This is a genomic window from Lachnospiraceae bacterium KGMB03038 (assembly GCA_007361935.1).
In the GTDB taxonomy this organism is placed as follows: domain Bacteria; phylum Bacillota; class Clostridia; order Lachnospirales; family Lachnospiraceae; genus Massilistercora.
The window spans coordinates 2,368,397-2,387,644 of the sequence record CP041667.1 but is presented as its reverse complement, the minus strand read 5'-3'; the positions used below and the strand labels follow the sequence as shown (position 1 = coordinate 2,387,644).

The window sequence follows — 19,248 nt, the reverse complement described above, 5'->3', positions numbered from 1 at the left end:
AGATGAAGATGATTTTGATCGTAGGAGGCGCCTGCCAGGGAAAGAGGGATTTTGCTAAAAATAAGTTTCCCGGCTTAACGTGGGCGGACGGAAGGACCTGTGAAGAGGCGGATTTGTTTCGCTGCCAGGGCATCCACCATTTTCATATCTATATCAAACGGCTGATGGAAGAGACGGCCGAAGAGGACCGGCAAAGACGGGTGGAGCTTCTGGTGGAACGACTGTGGAGGGAGAACCGGGAGGCGGTGATCCTTGCAGACGAAGTGGGCTGCGGGATCGTTCCTTTGGAGGCTTTGGAGCGGGCCTGGCGGGAGATGGCCGGAAGGGCCTGCACCTATCTTGCGGCCCACGCGGACCGGGTTTACCGGGTGGTCTGCGGCATCGGGACGGTGATCAAAGGATGAGGAAACTGTATTTGTTCCGCCATGGGAAGACCAGGGGGAATTTAGAGAGACGGTATATCGGAAGTACAGATGAACCCTTGTGCCGGGAAGGACGTAAGGAACTGGAAGGAAGAACAGGGCCGGGAGTATCCCTGGTGTTCGCAAGTCCCATGAAGCGCTGTCTGGAGACGGCAGGGATCCTATATCCGGGGCAGGAGCCCATCCTGATCCCAGAGCTGGCGGAATGTGATTTTGGTCTGTTTGAGAACCGGAATTACGAAGAGCTGTGTAAGCTGCGTGAGTACCGGCAATGGATCGGCACAGGCGGAAGAGAAGCGCCGCCAGGCGGAGAAAGCCGGAGGGACTTCCAAAGCCGGGTACTGGCAGGATTCCAGAAGGCGCTGGCTGTCTGCGAAAGAAAGGACGTCCAGACAGCGGCGCTGGTGGTCCATGGAGGGACGATCATGGGGATCATGGAGGCTTATGCCGTTCCCCAGGGAGATTTTTACGACTATCAGATCAGAAATGGAGAAGGATATGAACTTATACTTGCAGATGATGCTTCCAGTTCTGGGTGGATTTCTGCTGGATCTTCTGCTGGGAGATCCGGTATGGCTATATCATCCGGTGCGGCTTATGGGGAAGCTGATCACCGGTCTGGAACGAATTATCAGAAGATTACTGCCGGGAACGCCGGGGGCCTTGCGGATCGGAGGCGGGATACTGGCGGCGCTGGTGGCGCTGTGTAGCACCGCAGTGCCGGCTCTCTTTCTTTTCTTTCTGTACCGACTCTGGTTTCCTCTGGGGCTTCTTGCGGAGACCTTCTTCTGCTATCAGCTTCTGGCGGCCCGCTCTTTGCAGGTGGAAAGCGGGCGGGTCTATCAGGCTTTACGGGAGGAAAGTCTACCCAAAGCCCGCCGGGCGGTTTCCATGATCGTGGGAAGAGATACCCAGAACCTGACGGAAGAAGGGGTGGCAAAGGCGGCTGTGGAGACGGTGGCGGAGAACACTTCCGACGGCGTGGCGGCGCCTCTGTTTTATATGGTATTATTTGGCGCGGCAGGCGGATTTTTCTACAAATCCGTCAATACCATGGATTCTATGATCGGTTACCGGAACGAGAGATATCAGTATTTTGGGACGGCGGCGGCCAGGCTGGACGATGTGCTGAATTACCTTCCGGCCAGGCTTTCCGCCCTATTCATGCTGGCTGCCTGTATTCCCGCGGGAGGGAATTTGAAGCGGGCCTGTTCCATTTACCGGAGAGACCGGAAGAAGCACAAAAGTCCTAATGCCGCTCAAACGGAGGCGGTGATGGCAGGTGCTTTGGAAGTGGAACTGGCAGGAGACGCCTGGTATTTTGGAACCCTTCATAGGAAACCCACCCTGGGAGATCCGATCCGCCCTATAGAGGCGGAGGACATTTTGAGATCCCATAAGCTGATGTATCTGACGGCGTGGATCGCCCTTGCGGTATTCCTGGGAATCAAAGGGATGGTTTTGCTGGTGTGGCTGTAAGGATGGGTTCAAGTCTGACTCTGCGAATCCCCGCGGAGCGTATATCAGAGTGCTGGGTTCCGGGCTGTGGAAGAGAAGGAACAAGAATATAGCATGCTATGTGAATTGGAAACAATGGATCAGAGAAAGAGAAGGAGGCAGCTATGGAAAAAAGGATCGCATACTGTGGACTGGATTGTGAAACATGTGATGCATACATTGCCACAAAGAAGGATGATCAAGCCTTGCGTGAAAAAACCGCGAAACTGTGGGCAGAGTTAAATCAAGCGCCGATTCTGCCGGAACATATCAACTGTGAAGGATGCCGTGGGAATGGGAGAAAGACGGTATACTGCGAGAGCCTTTGCGGCATCCGCCAGTGCGCCCTTCAAAAAGGCGTGGAAACATGCGGGGATTGCGGGGAACTGGAAAAATGTCCGACTGTTGGGACGCTTCTTTCAAACAATCCGGAAGCGTTGAAAAATCTTAAGGGATGAGGTGCCGCCATGAAGATAGAGATTGGAAAAGAGTTTCCTCAATATTTCAAACCCTCTTATCCAGAGGAATTTGAATTGTTTCATCATTTTGAAGTAACAGTAGGGATACCGACCGTTTTATTTGCGGTCACCACATGGAAAGAAAATGGAAAGCCCAATGTATGTTTCCATTCATGGAGCAGTTTCCATGGGGATAAGACGGCGTTTTTTGCTGTTATGGGAAATCTGTATCAGCATACGCACACCTATCAAAATATACAGAGGGAGAAATGCTTTGGCATTAATTTTCTTCCCATAAGCCGCTATGACCAATTGGTGGACACGATCCATCAGAATGAATGGGAAGACGATGAATTTGAGACGGGCGGTTTTACCATTTGCGATGGGAAGACCATCCATGCGCCGATGATCCAGGAGGCTTTCCTTGGCATGGAATGTACCTTGAAGGAGAGCCGGGATTTGAGCGGAGCAGGAATCACCGCTATGATCATTGGGCAGGTACAGCATGTCTCAGTGGAAAAAGAGTACGCGCAAGGTTATAAGGAGCGTTACGGAAAGGACGGGTTTATGCTGCTGGTGCCCGCCCCTCAGGATCTTGTCACTGGGGATCCAAATCCATCTGCGATAGCCACAGTGAAGATTGAGAAATATGATTGATGAATGAAAGTCCAGGGAGGGAATGAGATGAAATTAAAAAATCCTATGCTGGTAGTGACGGATATAGATAAAGCGGTTGAGTTTTATAAAAAGGTTCTGGGTCTGCATGTTATTATGGATTTTGGCGCAAACAAAACTTTAACAGGCGGTTTGGCGCTGCAGACTGCTGAAACATACGGCGGATTTATCGGGACAAATATGATTTCTTTTGGCGGCAATAACTTTGAAATCTACTTTGAAGAAGATGATTTTGATCGGTTTGCTGATAAATTAGAAGAGTGTGAGATCGAGTATGTTCACCCTATCATGGAACATTCCTGGGGACAGCGAGTTGTTCGCTTTTATGATCCAGATAAGCATATCATAGAAGTGGGAGAAAGCATGAAAGTGGTATGCAGGCGTTTCCTAGAAAGTGGAATGACACCAGAACAGGTTGCAAAGCGTATGGATGTTCCCATGAAGTTTGTAAGTGCGTGTATGCGGTAAATCTCGATGGTTAGAAAATAAGGATTATTCGCGAAGGCGGAAAGCGCTTTGGTCATTGGAAAGTAGAATAGAACCACACAAAAACAGGAGAAACAAAGAGATGCAAGGACAGGAACAAGTGCACGGCGGCGATATCTACCGCCATCAGAACGTGACGGATTTCTCCGTCAACAGCAATCCATTAGGCCCGCCGGAGGCGGTGATAGAGGCGCTCCGGGAAGGGGCAGGCCAGATTCATCATTATCCAGATGTGGAATGTGAGAAACTGCGGGAGGCGATCGGAGCGTTTGAACAGGTCCCTCCAGAGGAGATTCTGTGCGGCAATGGGGCGGCGGAGCTGTTCTTTGCGGCGGTTTTTGCGGAAAGACCCAGGAGGGGGCTTTTGACGGCGCCGGCTTTCGCGGAGTATGAGCGGGCCCTCCAGGCTGTGGGAGCCAAATCAGAATTCTATCCCTTAAGAGAAGAAGACCAGTTTCAAGTAGGGGAAGATTTCCTGGAACGGATCACTCCCAAGACAGACCTGGTTTTTCTGTGCAGTCCCAATAATCCTACGGGGCAGCCGATCAAGCGTTCTCTGATCAGGAAAGTGCTGGAGAAATGTGAGGCCTGCGGGGCAAGGCTGATCTTAGATGAGTGTTTCCTGGATTTCCTGGAAAGGCCAAAGGAGTATGAAGCCCTGGAGCTCAAAAAGGATCATCCTCAGATGCTGGTGGTGAAGGCATTTACCAAAACTTTTGCTATGCCGGGGATAAGGCTGGGGTACGGGATCAGCGGCGACCGGGAATTTCTGGGCCGGATGCGGACTATGCTGCAGCCCTGGAATGTGTCTTTGCTGGCCCAGGCCGGGGGAGCGGCGGCCCTTAATAACGCGGAAGCCTATTTGGCAAAGACCCGGCAGGTGGTGGCCCGTGAGCGGGAGTACCTGAGAAGGAACCTGGAAGACCTGGGATTTCAGGTCTATGGCTCTCAGGCAAACTATCTGTTTTTCCGGGGAAGGGAAGGGCTATACCGGGAGGCTTTGGAAGCGGGATTTTTGATCCGGGATTGTGGAAATTACCGGGAACTTGGCCCTGGATACTACCGGATCGCGGTGCGTAAAAGGGCGGAGAATGAGAGGTTGATAGAATGGCTAAGACGATCATGATACAGGGAACCATGTCAGGGGCGGGGAAAAGCCTTCTGTGTACCGGGCTTTGCCGGATCTTCCGGCAGGATGGGTATCGGGTGGCGCCCTTCAAGTCCCAGAATATGGCCCTGAATTCTTTTATCACGGCGGAGGGACTGGAAATGGGCCGGGCCCAGGTGGTACAGGCAGAGGCGGCGGGAATCCCTCCCCAGGCAGAGATGAATCCGATCCTGCTGAAACCCACCAACGATACCGGCTCTCAGGTCATTGTAAATGGCCGGGTGCTGGGGACCATGGACGCCAGGGAATATTTTGCTTACAAGAAGCGGCTGATCCCTCAGATACAGGAGGCGTTCCAGAGGCTTTCCGATGAGTTTGACATTGTGGTGATCGAGGGGGCGGGAAGTCCGGCGGAGATCAATCTGAAGGAAGACGACATTGTCAATATGGGGATGGCCAAGATGGCCGGCGCTCCGGTGCTGATGGCCGGAGATATTGACCGGGGCGGGGTGTTCGCCCAGCTTCTGGGAACCTTGATGCTTCTGGAGCCGGAGGAACGGCAGCGGGTGAAAGGACTGATCATCAACAAATTCCGGGGAGATCAGACAATCCTGACCCCAGGGATCAGGATGCTGGAAGAGCGGGCGAAGGTTCCGGTCCTTGGGGTGACGCCTTATCTTCCGGTGGAGATCGAGGAAGAAGACAGTCTGGCGGAGCGGCTGAAAACGAAAGGAAAAACAGGTGGAGGACAGATTGATATTGCAGTCATCCGTCTGCCCCGGATCTCGAATTTTACAGATTTTATGGCTCTGGAAAACCGGGAGGAAGTGTCGCTTCGCTATGTGCGGACACTTTCCCAGCTTGGACATCCGGATATGATCATCCTCCCGGGGACGAAGAATACCATGGGAGATCTTGCCTGGATGCGGGAAAATGGATTGGAAGCCGGAATCCTAAAAGCGGCGGCAAAAGGAACGGCAGTCTTTGGCATCTGCGGTGGCTATCAGATGCTGGGCGAAAACCTTAAGGATCCGCTGGGCGTGGAGCAGGGAGGCAGTATGCGGGGATTGGGACTGCTTCCAACTGTCACGGTATTTAACAGGGAGAAGACCCGTACAAGAGTGGCCGGCGCCTTTGGGACGCTGGAAGGATCTTTGGCAGGCTTAAGCGGAACGCCTGTGGAGGGATATGAGATCCATATGGGAGAGACCCGCGGGGAGGCACCCCATGGAAGCGGAGCAGGAAGGCGTCCGCTTGGGATGATCCAGGATCAGATCACCGGAGAAGAAAAGGGAGATGGAACCTTTGCGGGAAATGTGTACGGCACCTATGTGCATGGCATCTTTGACCGGGAAGAAGTGATCAGCGCCCTTGTGGGCTGCCTGGCCAGGAAGAAGGGCATTTCCTTGGAAAGAGAGAAACCGGCTGTGGATTACCGGACCTTTAAGGAGCAGCAGTATGATCTGCTGGCGGAAGGCCTGCGGCAAAGCCTGAATCTGGAGCGGATCTATGAGATCCTGGAACAGGGAGCGTAAGAAGCAGAAAGGATATGGAAACATGGAGATAGAGACAAAGGAAGGAAAGATCCTGGAGATCGAACAAGTGGAACCAGCCAAGATCGAGGAACGCAGTTTCCAGATCATCGGAGAAGAACTGAAACAAAAGGGGATCACGCTGCCGAAGGAGCAGGAAGCGGTGATCAAACGCTGCATCCACACCAGCGCCGATTTTGATTACGCCAGCAATCTGGTATTTTCTGACCATGCCGTAGAGAGAGGAATAGCCGCTTTGAAAGACGGGGCCTCCATTGTGACCGACACTCGGATGGGCTGGTCCGGGATCAATAAGAAGAGGCTGGAACGGTTTGGCGGAAAGGCCTATTGTTTCATGGCGGACGACGACGTGGCGGAAGCGGCCAAGAGAAACGGGACAACCCGCGCGTCAGCCAGTATGGATAAGGCCTGCGGCCTGGAAGAAGACCTGATCTTTGCGGTCGGAAACGCGCCGACTGCCCTGATCCGGCTGTACGAACTGATCCGGGAGGGAAAGATCCGGCCCCGTTTGATCATCGGCGTGCCTGTGGGATTTGTAAACGTGGTCCAGGCCAAAGAGCTGATCCTTAGCCTGGAAGAGATTCCCTATATCGTGGCGAGAGGGAGAAAAGGAGGCAGTAATATCGCGGCTTGCATCTGCAACGCCTTGTTATTGGGGCCGGGGGATTTTTAAAAATCCCCCGGCCCCAATTAAAAATGCCCTGTCCCTTTTTAACTAGAGCGGTAGCTTTTCCGAAAGATACCAGGCGACATATGTTCCTGTTCATAGAACATTTTGGTCAAAGACTGGCTGGAACGGAATCCTACAAGCGAAGCGATCTGTTCCAGGGATTCATCGGTGTTGATCAGGCGCTGTTTGGCGTGCTCCAGACGGATGATGCTGACGGTCTGGGCAAATGATTTCCCGAACATTTTTTGAAACAGGCGGTTCATATGTCTGGGTGTAACGTTTAATTGTTGAGAAACGGTGTCGATCCGCAGGTCTCCCTGCAGATTGGCGTGAATATATTTTGAAGCTTCCAGAGCGATATTTAAGTATCCAGCCGGCGCGTCCAGGCTGGATTTTTTTTGTGAGATCGTCTGGAGAAGATCCAGGAAAAATTGATAATAATATTGCCCTACCAGGCTGGACCATCCGATTTTCTTTGAGGCTATTGTCTGACTGATCTTAGAGAGGATGGATTCCTGGGGCTTTGTATTGGAGGCGAATAAATATTTATTTTTATCCGCCTGGTTTAAGACTTCCATCAGCTCCTGATATTCTGTGTCGGGATCACAGTTTGAGGCCGGACTGTGCGGGACCAGGTCAAAGATCATGGTAAAGTAAACGGCCGGTGTATTGGACTGATACTGAAGGTAGTGAGAGCGGTCTCTTCCTAAAAGCACCATGTCATGGGCGGTAAGCTTGCTCTGGGAACCTTCGCAGGAGAATAAAATGGATCCCTCCAGTCCGTAGAAGATTTCGTATAGATTGTGGCGGTGTTCGAAGACCACCGTATTCTGAGTCATCATCTCTGCGTAATAAACAATAAAATCAAATCCAGGGAGAGGGACCGTAGTGATGTAGTTATGGTATAGTTTGTGATTCTTATATTTATTGAGCAACAAAAACCTCCTCCTTTTCCTTTTCTGTCTCAGGCAGATTTGCTACATAATGAGGCATAGAATTCCTAAAATATATCATAAAGTAAATGCAAATTTATCGTCAAGATAATCCTGTGAACAATTCTTGAATCTTTGAAAAATATGAAACAAAAAAGTGAAAAAAGGACAGTTTTTCTGTGAAAATGTCCCAAAATATAATTTTATTCAAAAAATTTTTGTGATAACATCAGACAAAATCAAGCCTGCAGGAACTTGATCTTTTAGAAAAATAAACCAAGCAAGGAGGAGTCCCTATGAAAACATTATGCGGTGTGCGTGTGGGGGATATGAAGGATCCGAACCCAGATACCAGAGGGTTAGTGGCGCTGGTGGATCTTCCCTTCCCGGAACTGGGAGAACAGGATGTGCGGATCAAAGTCGCTTACTGCGCGATCTGTGGTTCAGATCCCCATTGTGTGGCGGGCTGCTTTGGACAGCCAAAGGGTTCTACAGAACCCATTCCTCTTGGCCATGAGATTTCCGGGATCATTACAGAATTAGGGCCTAAGGCTAATCATAAAGGCTTGAAGGTGGGGGACCGGGTAGCGGGAAATTTCCTGCGTTTCTGCGGCGGATGCTATTATTGTCAGAACGGACAGCAGCAGTTTTGTGAGAATTCAGGAGAATACAACCGGCCGGGATACGCGCCGGAACTGATCTGGCACGAGGACCAGGTCTATAAACTTCCAGATGAAGTAAGTCTCAAGGAAGGATGTCTCTTAGAACCCATGTCTATTATTGTGCGGATGCTGGATAAGGCCCAGATGAAGGTAGGAATGAGAGTCTGCGTCTGCGGGGGCGGCCCCATCGGATTAATGGCGCTGCAGGCTTTCCATCTCTATGGAGCGACCTCCCTTACGATGATCGAACCGATCGCGGACCGCAGAGAGATCGCGGCGGAAATGGGAGCGGAATATCTGATCGATCCTACGGCGGAAAATGTGGTAGATGCGGCAAATAAGATCACAGACGGAAGAGGGTACGATGTGGTTCTGGACTGTTCAGGTTCTGTACATGCGGTGGAACCGCTGCCGGATATTACGGCAAAGGGAGGAACCCTGATCTACGGCGCCCAGTATCCCGGAGACTACCGGATGCCTTTTAATATCCAGGAGTACTGCTATTTCAAAGAAATTACAGTTACAGGTGTTATGGTAGCACCTTACGCGTATCCCAGGGCTTTGCAGCTTCTGCCGAAGATGGATCTTAGCAGGCTGACGGAAAAGGTATTTGAACTGGATGACGCGGTAGAGGCGTTTCAGGTACAGCTCAGCGGAAAGTATCCGAAGATTCTGATTCGCGGAAACAGGGATATTGCTGATATTTATTAAAAACGAGGAAGGTGAAGAAAAATGGCAGATAAGCAGGAAGTTATGCGTTTAAATGAGCTTGCGTATGAAATGCGGCTGAAACTGATCAATCTGTGCGGAAAGTATGAAGGTTCTGTACATATCGGCGGAGACCTGTCTATGACAGATCTGCTGATCGGTTTATTCCATCACGGATTGAATGTAGACCCCACCAATATCCAGAATCCGGCCAGAGACAGGTTTATCCTTTCAAAAGGACACGGCGCGGTATGTATGTATATTGCTATGGCTTTAAGAGGATTCTTTGATTATGACGAGATTGTCCGTACATACGGGCAGGTGGACAGCGCTTATGGTATGCATCCATGTAAAGTCCAGCTTCCGGGAGTGGAATGTTCTTCCGGGTCTTTGGGACAGGGGCTGGCAATGGCGGTAGGAATGGCTATTTCCGCAAAGCAGAAGAAAGAAAGCCACAGGGTATTCTGTATGCTGGGAGACGGGGAAACTTGTGAAGGCGAAGTGTGGGAGGCGGCGCTGACGGCCCGTTCCTACGAACTTGGCAATCTGGTGGCGGTCATTGACCGGAACAAGCAGATGATGTGCTCCTACACAGAGGAGATCACCTGTATGGAACCTTATGCGGATAAATGGAAAGCCTTTGGCTGGAATGTGATAGAGATCGACGGACACGATATGAACGCGATCGTAGACGCTCTGGACAATCTTCCTCCAAGTTCTTCTCTGCGGCCGACCGCGATCGTAGCACACACGATCAAGGGAAAAGGCGTAGATTTCATGGAAAAAGTAGTCGGCTGGCATGCGGGAAGTCTGAATGCGGAAGACTGGAAACAGGCGCTCAAAGACCTTGCGAAAAATTATGGTAAGGAGGGATAGGTCATGGCTGGATCTTTTAATTTTGGAGAATGGATCTCCGCAAGAAGTGTGATCGGAGATACTTTGGATGAGATAGGAAAAACCAATGAAAAACTCTTTGTGTGTACACCGGATGTAGGGATGAACTTAAAACAGTTCAGGGAGCATTATCCGGACCGGTACATTGATGTGGGAATCGCGGAGCAGGACTGTGTCGGTGTGGCCGCGGGACTGGCGCTGGAGGGAAATATCCCGGTCATCATGGGGATGCTGCCGTTTCTGTCCATGCGTTCCTGTGAGCAGGTGAGAACGGCAGTATGCTATCAAAATCTTCCAGTACGTATCATTGGTACGGGCGGCGGACTGACCTCTGGCGGAGGTTCTACCCACAACGCAATGGAAGATATCGCGATTCTGAAAAGCATGGTCAATATGACGGTATTGTCCATTGGGGATCCCAATATGATCCGGGACATCCTTCATCTGTCTATGGAATATCCGGGACCTATGTATATCCGGCTGGCACAAGGCAAAAAGGACCGCCAGCTCTATGAGCCCGGAACTATTCCATTTTCTATCGGCGGAAGCGTGACCGCAAGAGACGGAAAAGATGTGACCATCCTGACCCACGGAGAGATGGTAGGACTTTCGCTGGACGTGGCGGAAGAGTTGAAAGAAGAAGGGATCGATGTACGTGTCGTTGATATGTACACCATCAAACCTTTTGACCGGGAGGCTGTAGATAAAGCGGTAGAAGGGACCGGCAATCTGGTTGTCTGGGAAGACCATTTAATGAGCGGCGGACTTGCCAGCAGCCTGGCGGATTATTTTGTGGATCACGCGGTACAGCCAAAATCTTTCAAGCGTTTTGGTATTCCTCAGGTATACGCGGGCTTTGGAAGCGGGGAAGATCTGCAGAAAAAATATCACTATCATAAACAGGATGTGGCAGAGTATATCCGGTCGCTGAAGAGATAGAGAAGGAGATGGAATGAGATGAAAGGAGGTCCATAATGACAAATCAGAAAAATCCGGCAGTGGATGAATATACAAAACTAAATATTCCGAGAAAGATTGGCTATGGCTGCGGAGATTTTGCCTGCAATATGAGCTGGTCCCTGGTCAGCGCTTACCTGGTATTTTTTCTGACAGATATTGCTCTGATCAATGCCACGGTAGTAGGCGTGATCATCTTTGTCTCCAAATTCTGGGATGCGCTCAATGACCCGGTGGTAGGAGCGCTGGCAGACCGGACCAAGACCCGGTGGGGACGATACCGGCCTTGGGTGATATTTTCCTTTATCCCAATGCTGATCTTTAATGTGCTGACCTTTACTACCAATCCAGACTGGTCTGAGACCTTCCGGACGGTCTGGGGCCTGGGAATGTATTTCATCTTAGTATTGCTGTACACCATGGTAAATGTTACCTATTCCGCGATGCCGGCAATGCTGACCCGTGATACAGAGACCAGAAGTTCTCTGGCCAGCTATCGGATGACGGGAGCTTTCCTGGCGATGACGATCCTCTCCTTTGCCACCCTTCGAATCGTAGAAATGACAGGCGGCGGCGCGGGCGGATATCAGAAAGCGGCGATCATCTTTTCCTTGATCGCGGTTCCTTTCTTCATCATTACGATCGCCTCTACGAAAGAAGTCGTCCAGGTGGATATGGAGAAATCCGAGAAGGTTTCTTTCATCAAACAGTTTAAAGTGCTCAAAGGCAATAAACCAGTAATTCTGCTCGCCATTGCGTATCTGGGCTGGGGGATCATCCAGGGAGGCGTGACGTTCCGTTTATACTTCTGTACTTATAACGCGGGAAATGAACTGCTGTATTCCAATACACAGACACTGATCTCTGTATGCGGAATGTTGGGAGCGTTCTCCGTCACCTGGCTGGTAAAGAAGGTGAATAACAAAGGAACTCTGGGCGGGATCGCCTTTATGATGATCGCGGTCAGCCAGATCGTATCCTTCTTCCTTCCGATCCAGACGGCCAGCGGCCAGGCGGTATATTACGTGATGAGCGTATTTATGGGAATCGGCCAGGGCATGATGCTGGGCAATATCTTTGGAATGATGCCAGATACCGCAGAATACACCTATCACAAATATGGAATCTACTGCGCGGGATTTGTATCTACCTTTATCAACTTTATGCTGAAAGTAGGACAGGCCCTGGCAATCTCCGGCGCTTCGCTTTTGCTGGATGTGGTAGGCTACGTGCCAAATACAGATCAGACGGGATCCGTACTGTTTACGATGAACTTTGGTTCCCATATGTTTGTAGGGATCTGCTCTGTGATCTGCGCGATCGCAATGTTTGCATACAAACTTGATAAGAAAACTTATGCAAATATCGTCGCATCTCTTAGGGAGAAGGGATTGGCAAATTAAGACCTGATAACAGGAGACATAATGCAAGGAGGAAAATTTATGGCAACAATGAAACAGCTCTGGTGGGTGGATAAAGACCAGATTGAATTAAAAGATGTAGAAATTCCAGAAGTAAAACCCAATGAGGTAAAGGTTAAGATCGCTTACGCGGCTCTGTGCGCCACAGATGTGCATCAGGTAACGATGGGCGTTATGAACAGCAAACCGCCGGCGCCTTTGGGACATGAGGCATCCGGAGTGATTGCGGAATTAGGAGAAGAAGCGGCGAAAAAAGGGTATAAAGTGGGCGATAAGGTAACGTTGTTTCCAGGTTCCCACTGCGGCGGATGCGAATGGTGCAAGCGGGGGATGGAGCAGTACTGTATAAACTTCAAACCGACGGGAGCATTTGCGGAGTATGTGGTAACAGATATCAATACTATCTATAAACTGCCAGACGACGCGGATTTGAAAGAATACTCTATCGTAGAGCCGACCAACTGCTGTCTGCGGGCTATGGATCTGGCGCCGATCCGGCATGGAGCTACCGTCTGCGTGGCGGGAGTGGGCGGAATCGGGTCCATCATGCTGAATCAGATCCTGCTGTCAGGCGCTGCCCGGATCACCGTGATCGAGCCGGTAGAACAGAAGCGGCAAATGGCTCTGGAAATGGGAGCGGAATATGTGATCGATCCGTTTAATGAGGATGCGGTTGCAAGAGCCATGGAGATTACAGACGGCCTGGGATTTGACTATGTATTCGAGATGTCCGGTTCCCCGAAAGCGGCAGAGACGCCGCTGAAGATCCTGGCTCGCTGCGGAACAGCCGTTTACTTCGCGGTATTCCCGCCAACCTATGAGATGCCGCTGAACCTGCATGAATTATATATGAAAGAAGGCAGGATCCAGACCGTGTTTACCAGCACATCGATCATGCCGCGGTCTATTAAAATGATCAAACGTATGCAGACCGATAAGATCATACAAAAAGTTATGCCTTTAAGCCAGGCGGTAGAAAGCTTTGAAGTGTTCAAAACATCAAAATATCCAAAGATACTTTTGGATTGCAGTGATGTAGAGTAGCGAATTGATAAATCGGTAAATCGGGGCCGGGGGATTTTTAAAAATCCCCCGGCCCCGATTAAAAATACCCTGTCCCTTTTTGAATTTTTTCTAAATTTTGCATTTTCCCATTTCTTTTACCGCCTATTTGAGGTAAAATTATCTACAAGCAGTTCAACAGGATCAGGAGGTAATAGAATATGAGAGCAGAATTTGATGACAGCCTTGTCACAGGAAATGAGATGATCGATGGTCAGCATAAGGAACTGATCGACAAGATCAACAAGCTGCTGGATAGTTGTGAGACGAGCAAGGATAAGCTGGTAGCCATTAAAACACTGGACTATCTGGCTGACTATACAGAATTCCACTTTGGGGAGGAAGAAAAACTCCAGGAGGATATCCAGTATCCGGGAATCGAGGCCCACAAGAAAGAGCATGATAAACTCAGAGAAGTTGTGAAGGAGTTGTATGAGATGCTGGAGGAAGAGGAAGGCCCTTCCAATGCGTTCGTAGAACAGGTGAACCGGAACGTGATCGAATGGCTGTACGGCCATATCAAGACGTTTGACCGGTCTGTAGCGGAGTACAAGTTTATGAATAAGAATAGTGAAAGACTCTAAGTTGCTTTCCTGTTTTTTTATGAGAAGGAAGCGGCGGAATGGATATCTGCCGCTTCCTTGCATTTTTTGTCGAAAGTTGATATGATAGGGGAAATAAGACAGATGTCAATGGAGGGAGTATCGTGGCAGAAGAATTAAAAAATACAGAAGAAATGGTCCAGGAACCAGAAAATACGAAAACCAGCGAAGAAGTTATCCAGGATTCCGAAGCGCCTCAGGCTGCGGCATCGGAACCGGAGAAAAAAATAGAGCAGGAAGAATCCCAAAAGGAAACCCAGGAGCAGACCAAGGCTCAGGGACAGTTCCAGGAAACCTCAGACGGCCAGGGAACCGCGAACGGCCAGGGAACCGCGCGGACACAGCGGCGCTGGAGGGGAGGAAGACTCCATTTTGGCGAGGAGGAAGATCTGTTCTTCCGGGACGAGGAGATTATCTCAAAACTGGAAGGAGAGGATCTCTTAAAATATCTTTCCATGGAGCAGGAGAAAGAAGAAATGCGCCAGAATGCGAGGGAAGTCCGGGAGAGGAGGATTTTCTCCGGGTTCCAGCTTACGGTATCCCTTGCGGCGATCGTGGCGATCGTAGGTTTCTTAAAGGATGATCCGACGGTGCTGGTAAATATCCTCTATATCATCGGAATCATTACCGTATTGTGGATCCTGAGGCGAAAAGATAAATAAGGAACAAATAGAAAGACATTCGGAAGCGATTTCCGAATGTCTTTTTTGGTTATCTTTTCAGGCATTCCAGAGCTTTTGCCAAATGGGCAAGGAACATCTGCCGTACTTGAGGATATTCCCCCAGCCCCTTCAGGTGGCAGGTGACAGGATATCCGGCCCGCTCCAAAGTGGATTTCCAAGAATCTTCTCCATCCCCGGCCATGTCGTTGACGACATGGTCCCCCGCGACGATCATCAGCGGGGCCAGGTGGATCCGGCGGACGGGCTGAGTCCGCAGCTTTTGCAGCACATCGTCCAGAGTGGGGGAGGCTTCCACGGTGGCTACGTGGATATGGTTATGTTCCTGTTGGTGAAAACAGTCGTCCAGCCTGGCATAGATCTGGTTAGAAGGATGCTGGCTTCCGTGTCCCATCAAGATCAGATGTTCCTCCGGCCCAAGACCTGAAAAGGTATGTTCCAGGATTTGGGCCATTTTCTCAAGGTCCTCCGATGAAGACAGCAGAGGACGGCCAAAAGCAATCTTCTGGAAAATATTTCGGAAAGCGTTGGCATCGGCTTGCATCTGTTGATTTTCAATGCCGTCTATAATATGGGTAGGCTGGAGTATCGCCTGGGTAATGCCCTGATCAGCCATCTGGGACAGGGCCTGGGCTACGCTTTGGATCACTTCTCCAGTGGTCCGCTCCAGTTTCCGCCGGATCATTCCGCTGGTCCAGGCGCGGAAGACGGGAAGAGACGGATGCGCGTCCTGGATTGCCTGCTCGATGGCAGTGATGGTTCTGGCGCGGGTATCCTGGTGGCTGGTTCCAAAGCTGACTACAAGAATTCCTGGTTTGTTGTACATGATAAAATCCTCTTATAAATGAAGTGAAAATTTTAATAATCAGATTATATCATAAAAAAGCAATGGGAAATGTTTTATAAATTGTGGAATAGTTGAAATTGAATAGAATCATTGATAAAATGATAGATAATAAAAACGAAAATATTTATTTGTGGGACATTCGAGGATGAAAAAATAAAAAATCAAAAAAGGAGACAAGATGAAATGAAAAAGACAATTTTAGTCGGGGAGTTTAAGCATGAAACAAATAGTTTTATGCCGGAGAAATCAGGCGTGGAAGCATTCATGGCAAGAGACTATTTCTTTGGAGAAGAAATCTTTAAAGTTTTTCAAGGAGTTCGAAACGAGTTAGGGGGAATTCTTGACTATTTTTGTCCGATAGAGAATTGTCGGCTGGTCCCGGTGATGGCATTTAATGCGCAGCCAGGAGGAATTGTAACGCGGGAAGTATTCCAGAGCGCCCGGGACGCGCTTCTGGAAGCGATTGAGAAGCAGGAGCGTGTGGATGGTATTTTGCTGGCTCTCCATGGCGCTATGGTGGCAGAAGGATACCCAGATGGAGAAGGAGCGCTGCTGGAGACGCTTAGAGACAAAGTGGGAACGGAGGTTCCGATCATTGCCTCCCTGGATCTTCATTGCAACCTGACCAAAAAGATGGTGAAGTATGCGGACGCGTTTTTCCCATATGATTACTATCCCCATACAGACACCTATGAAGCCGGTATTCGGGCGGCCAAATGTATGTGGGACACATTGGAAGGACGGATTCATCCGGTCATGGCGTATGAGCCTTTGGATTTTCTGCTCTCCTATATGCCTACCGCCGAACCATGTATGGCAAAGTACGTGGCGAAAGCACAGGCGATGCGAGGAAAAGAAAATATTATCAATGTAAATGTGCTGCACGGCTTTTTTGCATCTGATATTGAAGAAACCTGCCTGTCTGTGGTTGCGGTGACAGATGGAGATCTTGGAAAAGCACAGAAGATCAGCAGTGAACTTGCGGATGAGATTTGGAAGGATAGAGAGAATCTGCGGCGAAACTTTTGGACCATTGACGAGGCCATTGACGATGCGAAGGAAAAAGGAGAAGCTCCGGTAGTGTTTGCGGATATTTCTGATAATCCTGGCTCCGGCGCGACAGGTGACGGTACTCACATGCTGCGGCGTCTTCTGGAGCGAAAGGTAGAAGGAGTAGCGGCGGTGATTATTTATGATCCGGAGACGGTCGAGCAGGCAAGTTCCAGCGGCGTGGGAACAACGCTTAAGATCCGGCTTGGGGGAAAGATATGCCCGGATATTGCCGGAGAGCCGATCGATTGTACCGCGTATGTCAAGGCGATTACTGACGGACGTTTCATCAATCGGGATTATAATCCGGGATTATCTGGAAATTTGGGGAAGTGCGCAGTGTTGGATATTCAGGGGATCCGTGTAGTAGTCTCCAGCGTTCGGACGCAGCCCTGGGATATGGAAGCACTGCGATGCAACGGAATCATGCCGGAAGATTTTTCGATTCTTGTGGTGAAGTCAGCCGTTCATTTTCGAACTTCTTTCGGTAAAATAGCAAAAAAGATTTATGACATCGAATTGCCGGCGCTTGGGCCGCAAAGCCCGGAAGTATTTACATATAAACATGTACGCAGGCCGATTTATCCATTAGATAAGATGTAGGATCTATGGCTGCGATTTATTCATGGGACGCTGCGAAGACAAAAGACTTTCCAGTTCGTTTATTGTCCTGGGGCAAGGGAGGGATTCCGGCAGGAACCCTCCTTTTTGCAGCGCCTGAAAGATCTTAAGTACGCAAGGAGTCTCCAGGCTGGCGGTCTCAAGCAGTTTCTTCTGAGTAAAGACGTCCTTTGGGGAGCCGAAAGCCAAGAGCTGTCCTTCATGAAAGAGAAGCACGTCATCCGCCCAGCTCCAGGCGTAATCCACATCGTGGGTGGCTGTGACTACGGTGATGCCGCTTGCGGAGATCTCATCGATGATCTCCCGAACGATCCGGGTGTGGATAGGATCTAGAGCCGCCGCCGGTTCATCCAGCAGGATCAGGGAAGGCTCCATCACCAGAATATCCGCAATGGCTACCAGTTTCTTCTGCCCTCCGCTTAAGGCGTGTACCGGACGGTGGGCGAAGGAGGCGATGCCAAGGCGTTCCATCACTTGCTCTGCCCGCCGTCTTGTTTCCTGCTGGGTAAGGCCAAGGTTCAGAGGGCCAAAGGAGATCTCCTGGAGGACATTTGCGGAGAAAAGCTGGTTGTCCGGGTCCTGGAATACCACGCCTACCTTGCTTCTGAGGGAAAGCAGCCCCTTTTTGGAGTAGTCTAAGGGATGGCCTTCAAAATACAACTGGCCGGAGTCGGGTTTTCGGATGCCGTTGCAGCACAGGAAGAAGGTGGATTTCCCGGAGCCGTTAGCCCCCATGCACGCAATCTTCCTCCCTCTTCGGATCTCCAGGCTCAGTCCGTTAAGGGCGGGGACATCGCTGCCTTCGTAGGTATAGCTGAGCTGTTCTGCTTTTAACAAGATATCATTCACTATTTTCACCTCCAAGTCAAGATCGTGATCAGAAGAAGTCCGGTTTCAAAGAATACAAGGGCAAGGATCTCGCGAAGCTTTGCGGGATGATGCTCCGCCAGGCAGCGGATCACGCCATCGTAGCACCGGGACTCCATAGCGTCATACTGGGCGCCGGACCGTTTTAATGACAGCAGAAACACAGAGCCGGCCATCTGGGCAAAGGAATTGCGGGCGGCAGACAGACTGTGGTTCCCCAGCCGGGAATGTTGGGCCGCGGTAATGGAGGAGGCCGTCTTAAGGAGCAGGAAAATGTATCGGTAAGTCAAAAGCATAAGCTCCAGCAGAAGATCCGGCACATGGAACCTTCTCAACACCTCCAGAAGATCCGGCATAGGAGTACTCAAGGAGAGAAAATACAGGCAGGAAACACTGGCAAGAGCCGTTGTGAACAGCCGTATCCCCCGCGTAAGTCCAGCGATGCTCCCGGTAAGATACCAGCCTCCCATGGGGACTGCGAACCCGTCAAGAGGAATCCTGGAAATATTGATCACCACCGCGGCAGTGCTTAAGGCCAGAAAGACCAAGGGAACCCGCAGCAGCCGGAAATAGCGGGAGGCAGGGATCCCGCCGACACAGATGGTGAGGATCCCTGTCGCGGCAAAGACGATTCCCGCAAGGAGAATGGAACGGCTGACTACGCAAAACAGCAGAGTCAGCAGAGTGAACACAAATTTTTCCTCTCCATTGACAGAGCAAAGTTTAGAGCGGTAAGCAAGCTGGTCGATCAGGATCATAGCTGCTCCTGCTCTTTCCCAAGCTTTTTCCGTTCATAGAGCCGCCCCATAAAAAAGGCGATGATGCCTACCCCGATGCCCGTCTGGACGCAGAAGATCAGGCTTTCCAGTTCTCCAGGCAGTTCTCCGCCTAAGAATGTCTCCAGGATGGGAGAAAACCAGGGCGTATATTCCCCGTGGATCTCTTCTACCATGACGCTTCCGGCGTCATCAGAGCCGCCAAATTCCGCGTCTTTTAAGGCGATCACGGGAATGACCGCGATCAGGATGGCCGCAAGGATCAGCGCGGCCGCAAATTTCTTGTTTTTGGTCTCCATT

General features: G+C 50.4%; 21 protein-coding genes and 1 pseudogene. 17 read left to right on the top strand and 5 right to left on the bottom strand.

Annotated features, from left to right (window positions below; genetic code table 11):
• Positions 1-8: 8 nt before the first annotated feature.
• From FND36_11645 to FND36_11605, 9 genes and pseudogenes are all read left to right on the top strand, one after another.
• Positions 9-404, top strand: a complete 396-nt coding sequence (locus FND36_11645) for an adenosylcobinamide kinase (GenBank protein QDW75619.1) — start codon at positions 9-11, stop codon at positions 402-404.
• Positions 401-943, top strand: a pseudogene (locus FND36_11640) (histidine phosphatase family protein). Before FND36_11645 ends, FND36_11640 begins: the two are co-directional and overlap by 4 nt.
• On the top strand, positions 921-1,901 hold the full coding sequence (gene cobD / locus FND36_11635; GenBank protein QDW74632.1) for a cobalamin biosynthesis protein CobD: 981 nt from the start codon (positions 921-923) through the stop codon (positions 1,899-1,901). Before FND36_11640 ends, cobD begins: the two are co-directional and overlap by 23 nt.
• A 143-nt stretch (positions 1,902-2,044) precedes the next feature.
• Positions 2,045-2,377, top strand: a complete 333-nt coding sequence (locus FND36_11630) for a DUF3795 domain-containing protein (GenBank protein QDW74631.1) — start codon at positions 2,045-2,047, stop codon at positions 2,375-2,377.
• Between the two features lie 9 nt (positions 2,378-2,386).
• Positions 2,387-3,034, top strand: coding sequence for a hypothetical protein (locus tag FND36_11625; GenBank protein ID QDW74630.1), 648 nt, complete (start codon positions 2,387-2,389; stop codon positions 3,032-3,034).
• Positions 3,035-3,061: 27 nt separating this feature from the next.
• Positions 3,062-3,520, top strand: a complete 459-nt coding sequence (locus tag FND36_11620) for a glyoxalase (protein ID QDW74629.1) — start codon at positions 3,062-3,064, stop codon at positions 3,518-3,520.
• Between the two features lie 100 nt (positions 3,521-3,620).
• Positions 3,621-4,664 (top strand): aminotransferase class I/II-fold pyridoxal phosphate-dependent enzyme, encoded by a 1,044-nt coding sequence (locus FND36_11615; protein QDW74628.1) that lies wholly within the window; start codon positions 3,621-3,623, stop codon positions 4,662-4,664.
• Positions 4,646-6,181 carry a cobyric acid synthase gene (locus FND36_11610; protein QDW74627.1) on the top strand — a complete coding sequence of 512 codons (1,536 nt, stop codon included), beginning with the start codon at positions 4,646-4,648 and terminating at the stop codon, positions 6,179-6,181. The genes FND36_11615 and FND36_11610 overlap by 19 nt, the downstream gene beginning before the upstream one ends.
• A gap of 22 nt (positions 6,182-6,203) precedes the next feature.
• The gene (locus tag FND36_11605) at positions 6,204-6,872 is read left to right on the top strand and encodes a precorrin-8X methylmutase (protein QDW75618.1); all 669 of its coding nucleotides are present in this window, start codon (positions 6,204-6,206) and stop codon (positions 6,870-6,872) included.
• Positions 6,873-6,910: 38 nt separating this feature from the next.
• On the opposite strand, the gene FND36_11600 is transcribed toward FND36_11605, so the two are convergent.
• Positions 6,911-7,807, bottom strand: a complete 897-nt coding sequence (locus FND36_11600; GenBank protein QDW74626.1) for an AraC family transcriptional regulator — start codon at positions 7,805-7,807, stop codon at positions 6,911-6,913.
• Positions 7,808-8,097: 290 nt separating this feature from the next.
• On the opposite strand from FND36_11600, the gene FND36_11595 reads away from it, so the two are divergent.
• From FND36_11595 to FND36_11565, 7 genes are all read left to right on the top strand, one after another.
• On the top strand, positions 8,098-9,174 hold the full coding sequence (locus FND36_11595) for a zinc-binding dehydrogenase (protein QDW74625.1): 1,077 nt from the start codon (positions 8,098-8,100) through the stop codon (positions 9,172-9,174).
• 21 nt (positions 9,175-9,195) lie between these two features.
• Positions 9,196-10,047, top strand: coding sequence for a transketolase (locus tag FND36_11590; protein ID QDW74624.1), 852 nt, complete (start codon positions 9,196-9,198; stop codon positions 10,045-10,047).
• Positions 10,048-10,050: 3 nt separating this feature from the next.
• Positions 10,051-11,004 (top strand): transketolase family protein, encoded by a 954-nt coding sequence (locus FND36_11585; GenBank protein ID QDW74623.1) that lies wholly within the window; start codon positions 10,051-10,053, stop codon positions 11,002-11,004.
• Between the two features lie 35 nt (positions 11,005-11,039).
• On the top strand, positions 11,040-12,425 hold the full coding sequence (locus FND36_11580; protein ID QDW74622.1) for an MFS transporter: 1,386 nt from the start codon (positions 11,040-11,042) through the stop codon (positions 12,423-12,425).
• 21 nt (positions 12,426-12,446) lie between these two features.
• Positions 12,447-13,487, top strand: a complete 1,041-nt coding sequence (locus FND36_11575) for a zinc-binding dehydrogenase (GenBank protein ID QDW74621.1) — start codon at positions 12,447-12,449, stop codon at positions 13,485-13,487.
• Positions 13,488-13,666: 179 nt separating this feature from the next.
• Positions 13,667-14,089 (top strand): bacteriohemerythrin, encoded by a 423-nt coding sequence (locus tag FND36_11570; protein QDW74620.1) that lies wholly within the window; start codon positions 13,667-13,669, stop codon positions 14,087-14,089.
• Between the two features lie 122 nt (positions 14,090-14,211).
• Positions 14,212-14,769, top strand: a complete 558-nt coding sequence (locus tag FND36_11565) for a hypothetical protein (GenBank protein QDW74619.1) — start codon at positions 14,212-14,214, stop codon at positions 14,767-14,769.
• Between the two features lie 49 nt (positions 14,770-14,818).
• On the opposite strand, the gene FND36_11560 is transcribed toward FND36_11565, so the two are convergent.
• Positions 14,819-15,613: a sirohydrochlorin cobaltochelatase gene (locus FND36_11560; protein ID QDW74618.1), complete on the bottom strand. Its 795-nt coding sequence runs from the start codon at positions 15,611-15,613 to the stop codon at positions 14,819-14,821.
• A 204-nt stretch (positions 15,614-15,817) separates the two neighbouring features.
• Between FND36_11560 and FND36_11555 the strand changes: the two genes are divergently transcribed.
• Complete coding sequence (locus tag FND36_11555) at positions 15,818-17,287, top strand: M81 family metallopeptidase (protein ID QDW74617.1); 1,470 nt, start codon at positions 15,818-15,820, stop codon at positions 17,285-17,287.
• A gap of 3 nt (positions 17,288-17,290) precedes the next feature.
• On the opposite strand, the gene FND36_11550 is transcribed toward FND36_11555, so the two are convergent.
• From FND36_11550 to FND36_11540, 3 genes are read right to left on the bottom strand one after another with little or no spacing between them, the layout of a single operon-like run.
• The gene (locus FND36_11550; protein QDW74616.1) at positions 17,291-18,154 is read right to left on the bottom strand and encodes an ABC transporter ATP-binding protein; all 864 of its coding nucleotides are present in this window, start codon (positions 18,152-18,154) and stop codon (positions 17,291-17,293) included.
• A gap of 5 nt (positions 18,155-18,159) precedes the next feature.
• Positions 18,160-18,930, bottom strand: coding sequence for a cobalt ECF transporter T component CbiQ (gene cbiQ, locus FND36_11545; protein QDW74615.1), 771 nt, complete (start codon positions 18,928-18,930; stop codon positions 18,160-18,162).
• Positions 18,927-19,247 carry a cobalt ABC transporter gene (locus FND36_11540; protein QDW74614.1) on the bottom strand — a complete coding sequence of 107 codons (321 nt, stop codon included), beginning with the start codon at positions 19,245-19,247 and terminating at the stop codon, positions 18,927-18,929. Before FND36_11540 ends, cbiQ begins: the two co-directional genes overlap by 4 nt.
• Between the last annotated feature and the right edge of the window lies 1 nt (position 19,248).

Bases quoted from the DNA above. Each gene is read 5' to 3' on its own strand.
- FND36_11610 (QDW74627.1), top strand. From the start codon at position 4,646: ATGGCTAAGACGATCATGATACAGGGAACCATGTCAGGGGCGGGGAAA.
- FND36_11580 (QDW74622.1), top strand. From the start codon at position 11,040: ATGACAAATCAGAAAAATCCGGCAGTGGATGAATATACAAAACTAAAT.
- FND36_11615 (QDW74628.1), top strand. From the start codon at position 3,621: ATGCAAGGACAGGAACAAGTGCACGGCGGCGATATCTACCGCCATCAG.
- FND36_11560 (QDW74618.1), bottom strand. From the start codon at position 15,613: ATGTACAACAAACCAGGAATTCTTGTAGTCAGCTTTGGAACCAGCCAC.
- FND36_11575 (QDW74621.1), top strand. From the start codon at position 12,447: ATGCAAGGAGGAAAATTTATGGCAACAATGAAACAGCTCTGGTGGGTG.
- FND36_11630 (QDW74631.1), top strand. From the start codon at position 2,045: ATGGAAAAAAGGATCGCATACTGTGGACTGGATTGTGAAACATGTGAT.
- FND36_11605 (QDW75618.1), top strand. From the start codon at position 6,204: ATGGAGATAGAGACAAAGGAAGGAAAGATCCTGGAGATCGAACAAGTG.
- FND36_11570 (QDW74620.1), top strand. From the start codon at position 13,667: ATGAGAGCAGAATTTGATGACAGCCTTGTCACAGGAAATGAGATGATC.
- cbiQ (QDW74615.1), bottom strand. From the start codon at position 18,930: ATGATCCTGATCGACCAGCTTGCTTACCGCTCTAAACTTTGCTCTGTC.
- FND36_11590 (QDW74624.1), top strand. From the start codon at position 9,196: ATGGCAGATAAGCAGGAAGTTATGCGTTTAAATGAGCTTGCGTATGAA.
- cobD (QDW74632.1), top strand. From the start codon at position 921: ATGAACTTATACTTGCAGATGATGCTTCCAGTTCTGGGTGGATTTCTG.
- FND36_11555 (QDW74617.1), top strand. From the start codon at position 15,818: ATGAAAAAGACAATTTTAGTCGGGGAGTTTAAGCATGAAACAAATAGT.
- FND36_11620 (QDW74629.1), top strand. From the start codon at position 3,062: ATGAAATTAAAAAATCCTATGCTGGTAGTGACGGATATAGATAAAGCG.
- FND36_11645 (QDW75619.1), top strand. From the start codon at position 9: ATGATTTTGATCGTAGGAGGCGCCTGCCAGGGAAAGAGGGATTTTGCT.
- FND36_11540 (QDW74614.1), bottom strand. From the start codon at position 19,247: ATGGAGACCAAAAACAAGAAATTTGCGGCCGCGCTGATCCTTGCGGCC.
- FND36_11625 (QDW74630.1), top strand. From the start codon at position 2,387: ATGAAGATAGAGATTGGAAAAGAGTTTCCTCAATATTTCAAACCCTCT.
- FND36_11595 (QDW74625.1), top strand. From the start codon at position 8,098: ATGAAAACATTATGCGGTGTGCGTGTGGGGGATATGAAGGATCCGAAC.
- FND36_11585 (QDW74623.1), top strand. From the start codon at position 10,051: ATGGCTGGATCTTTTAATTTTGGAGAATGGATCTCCGCAAGAAGTGTG.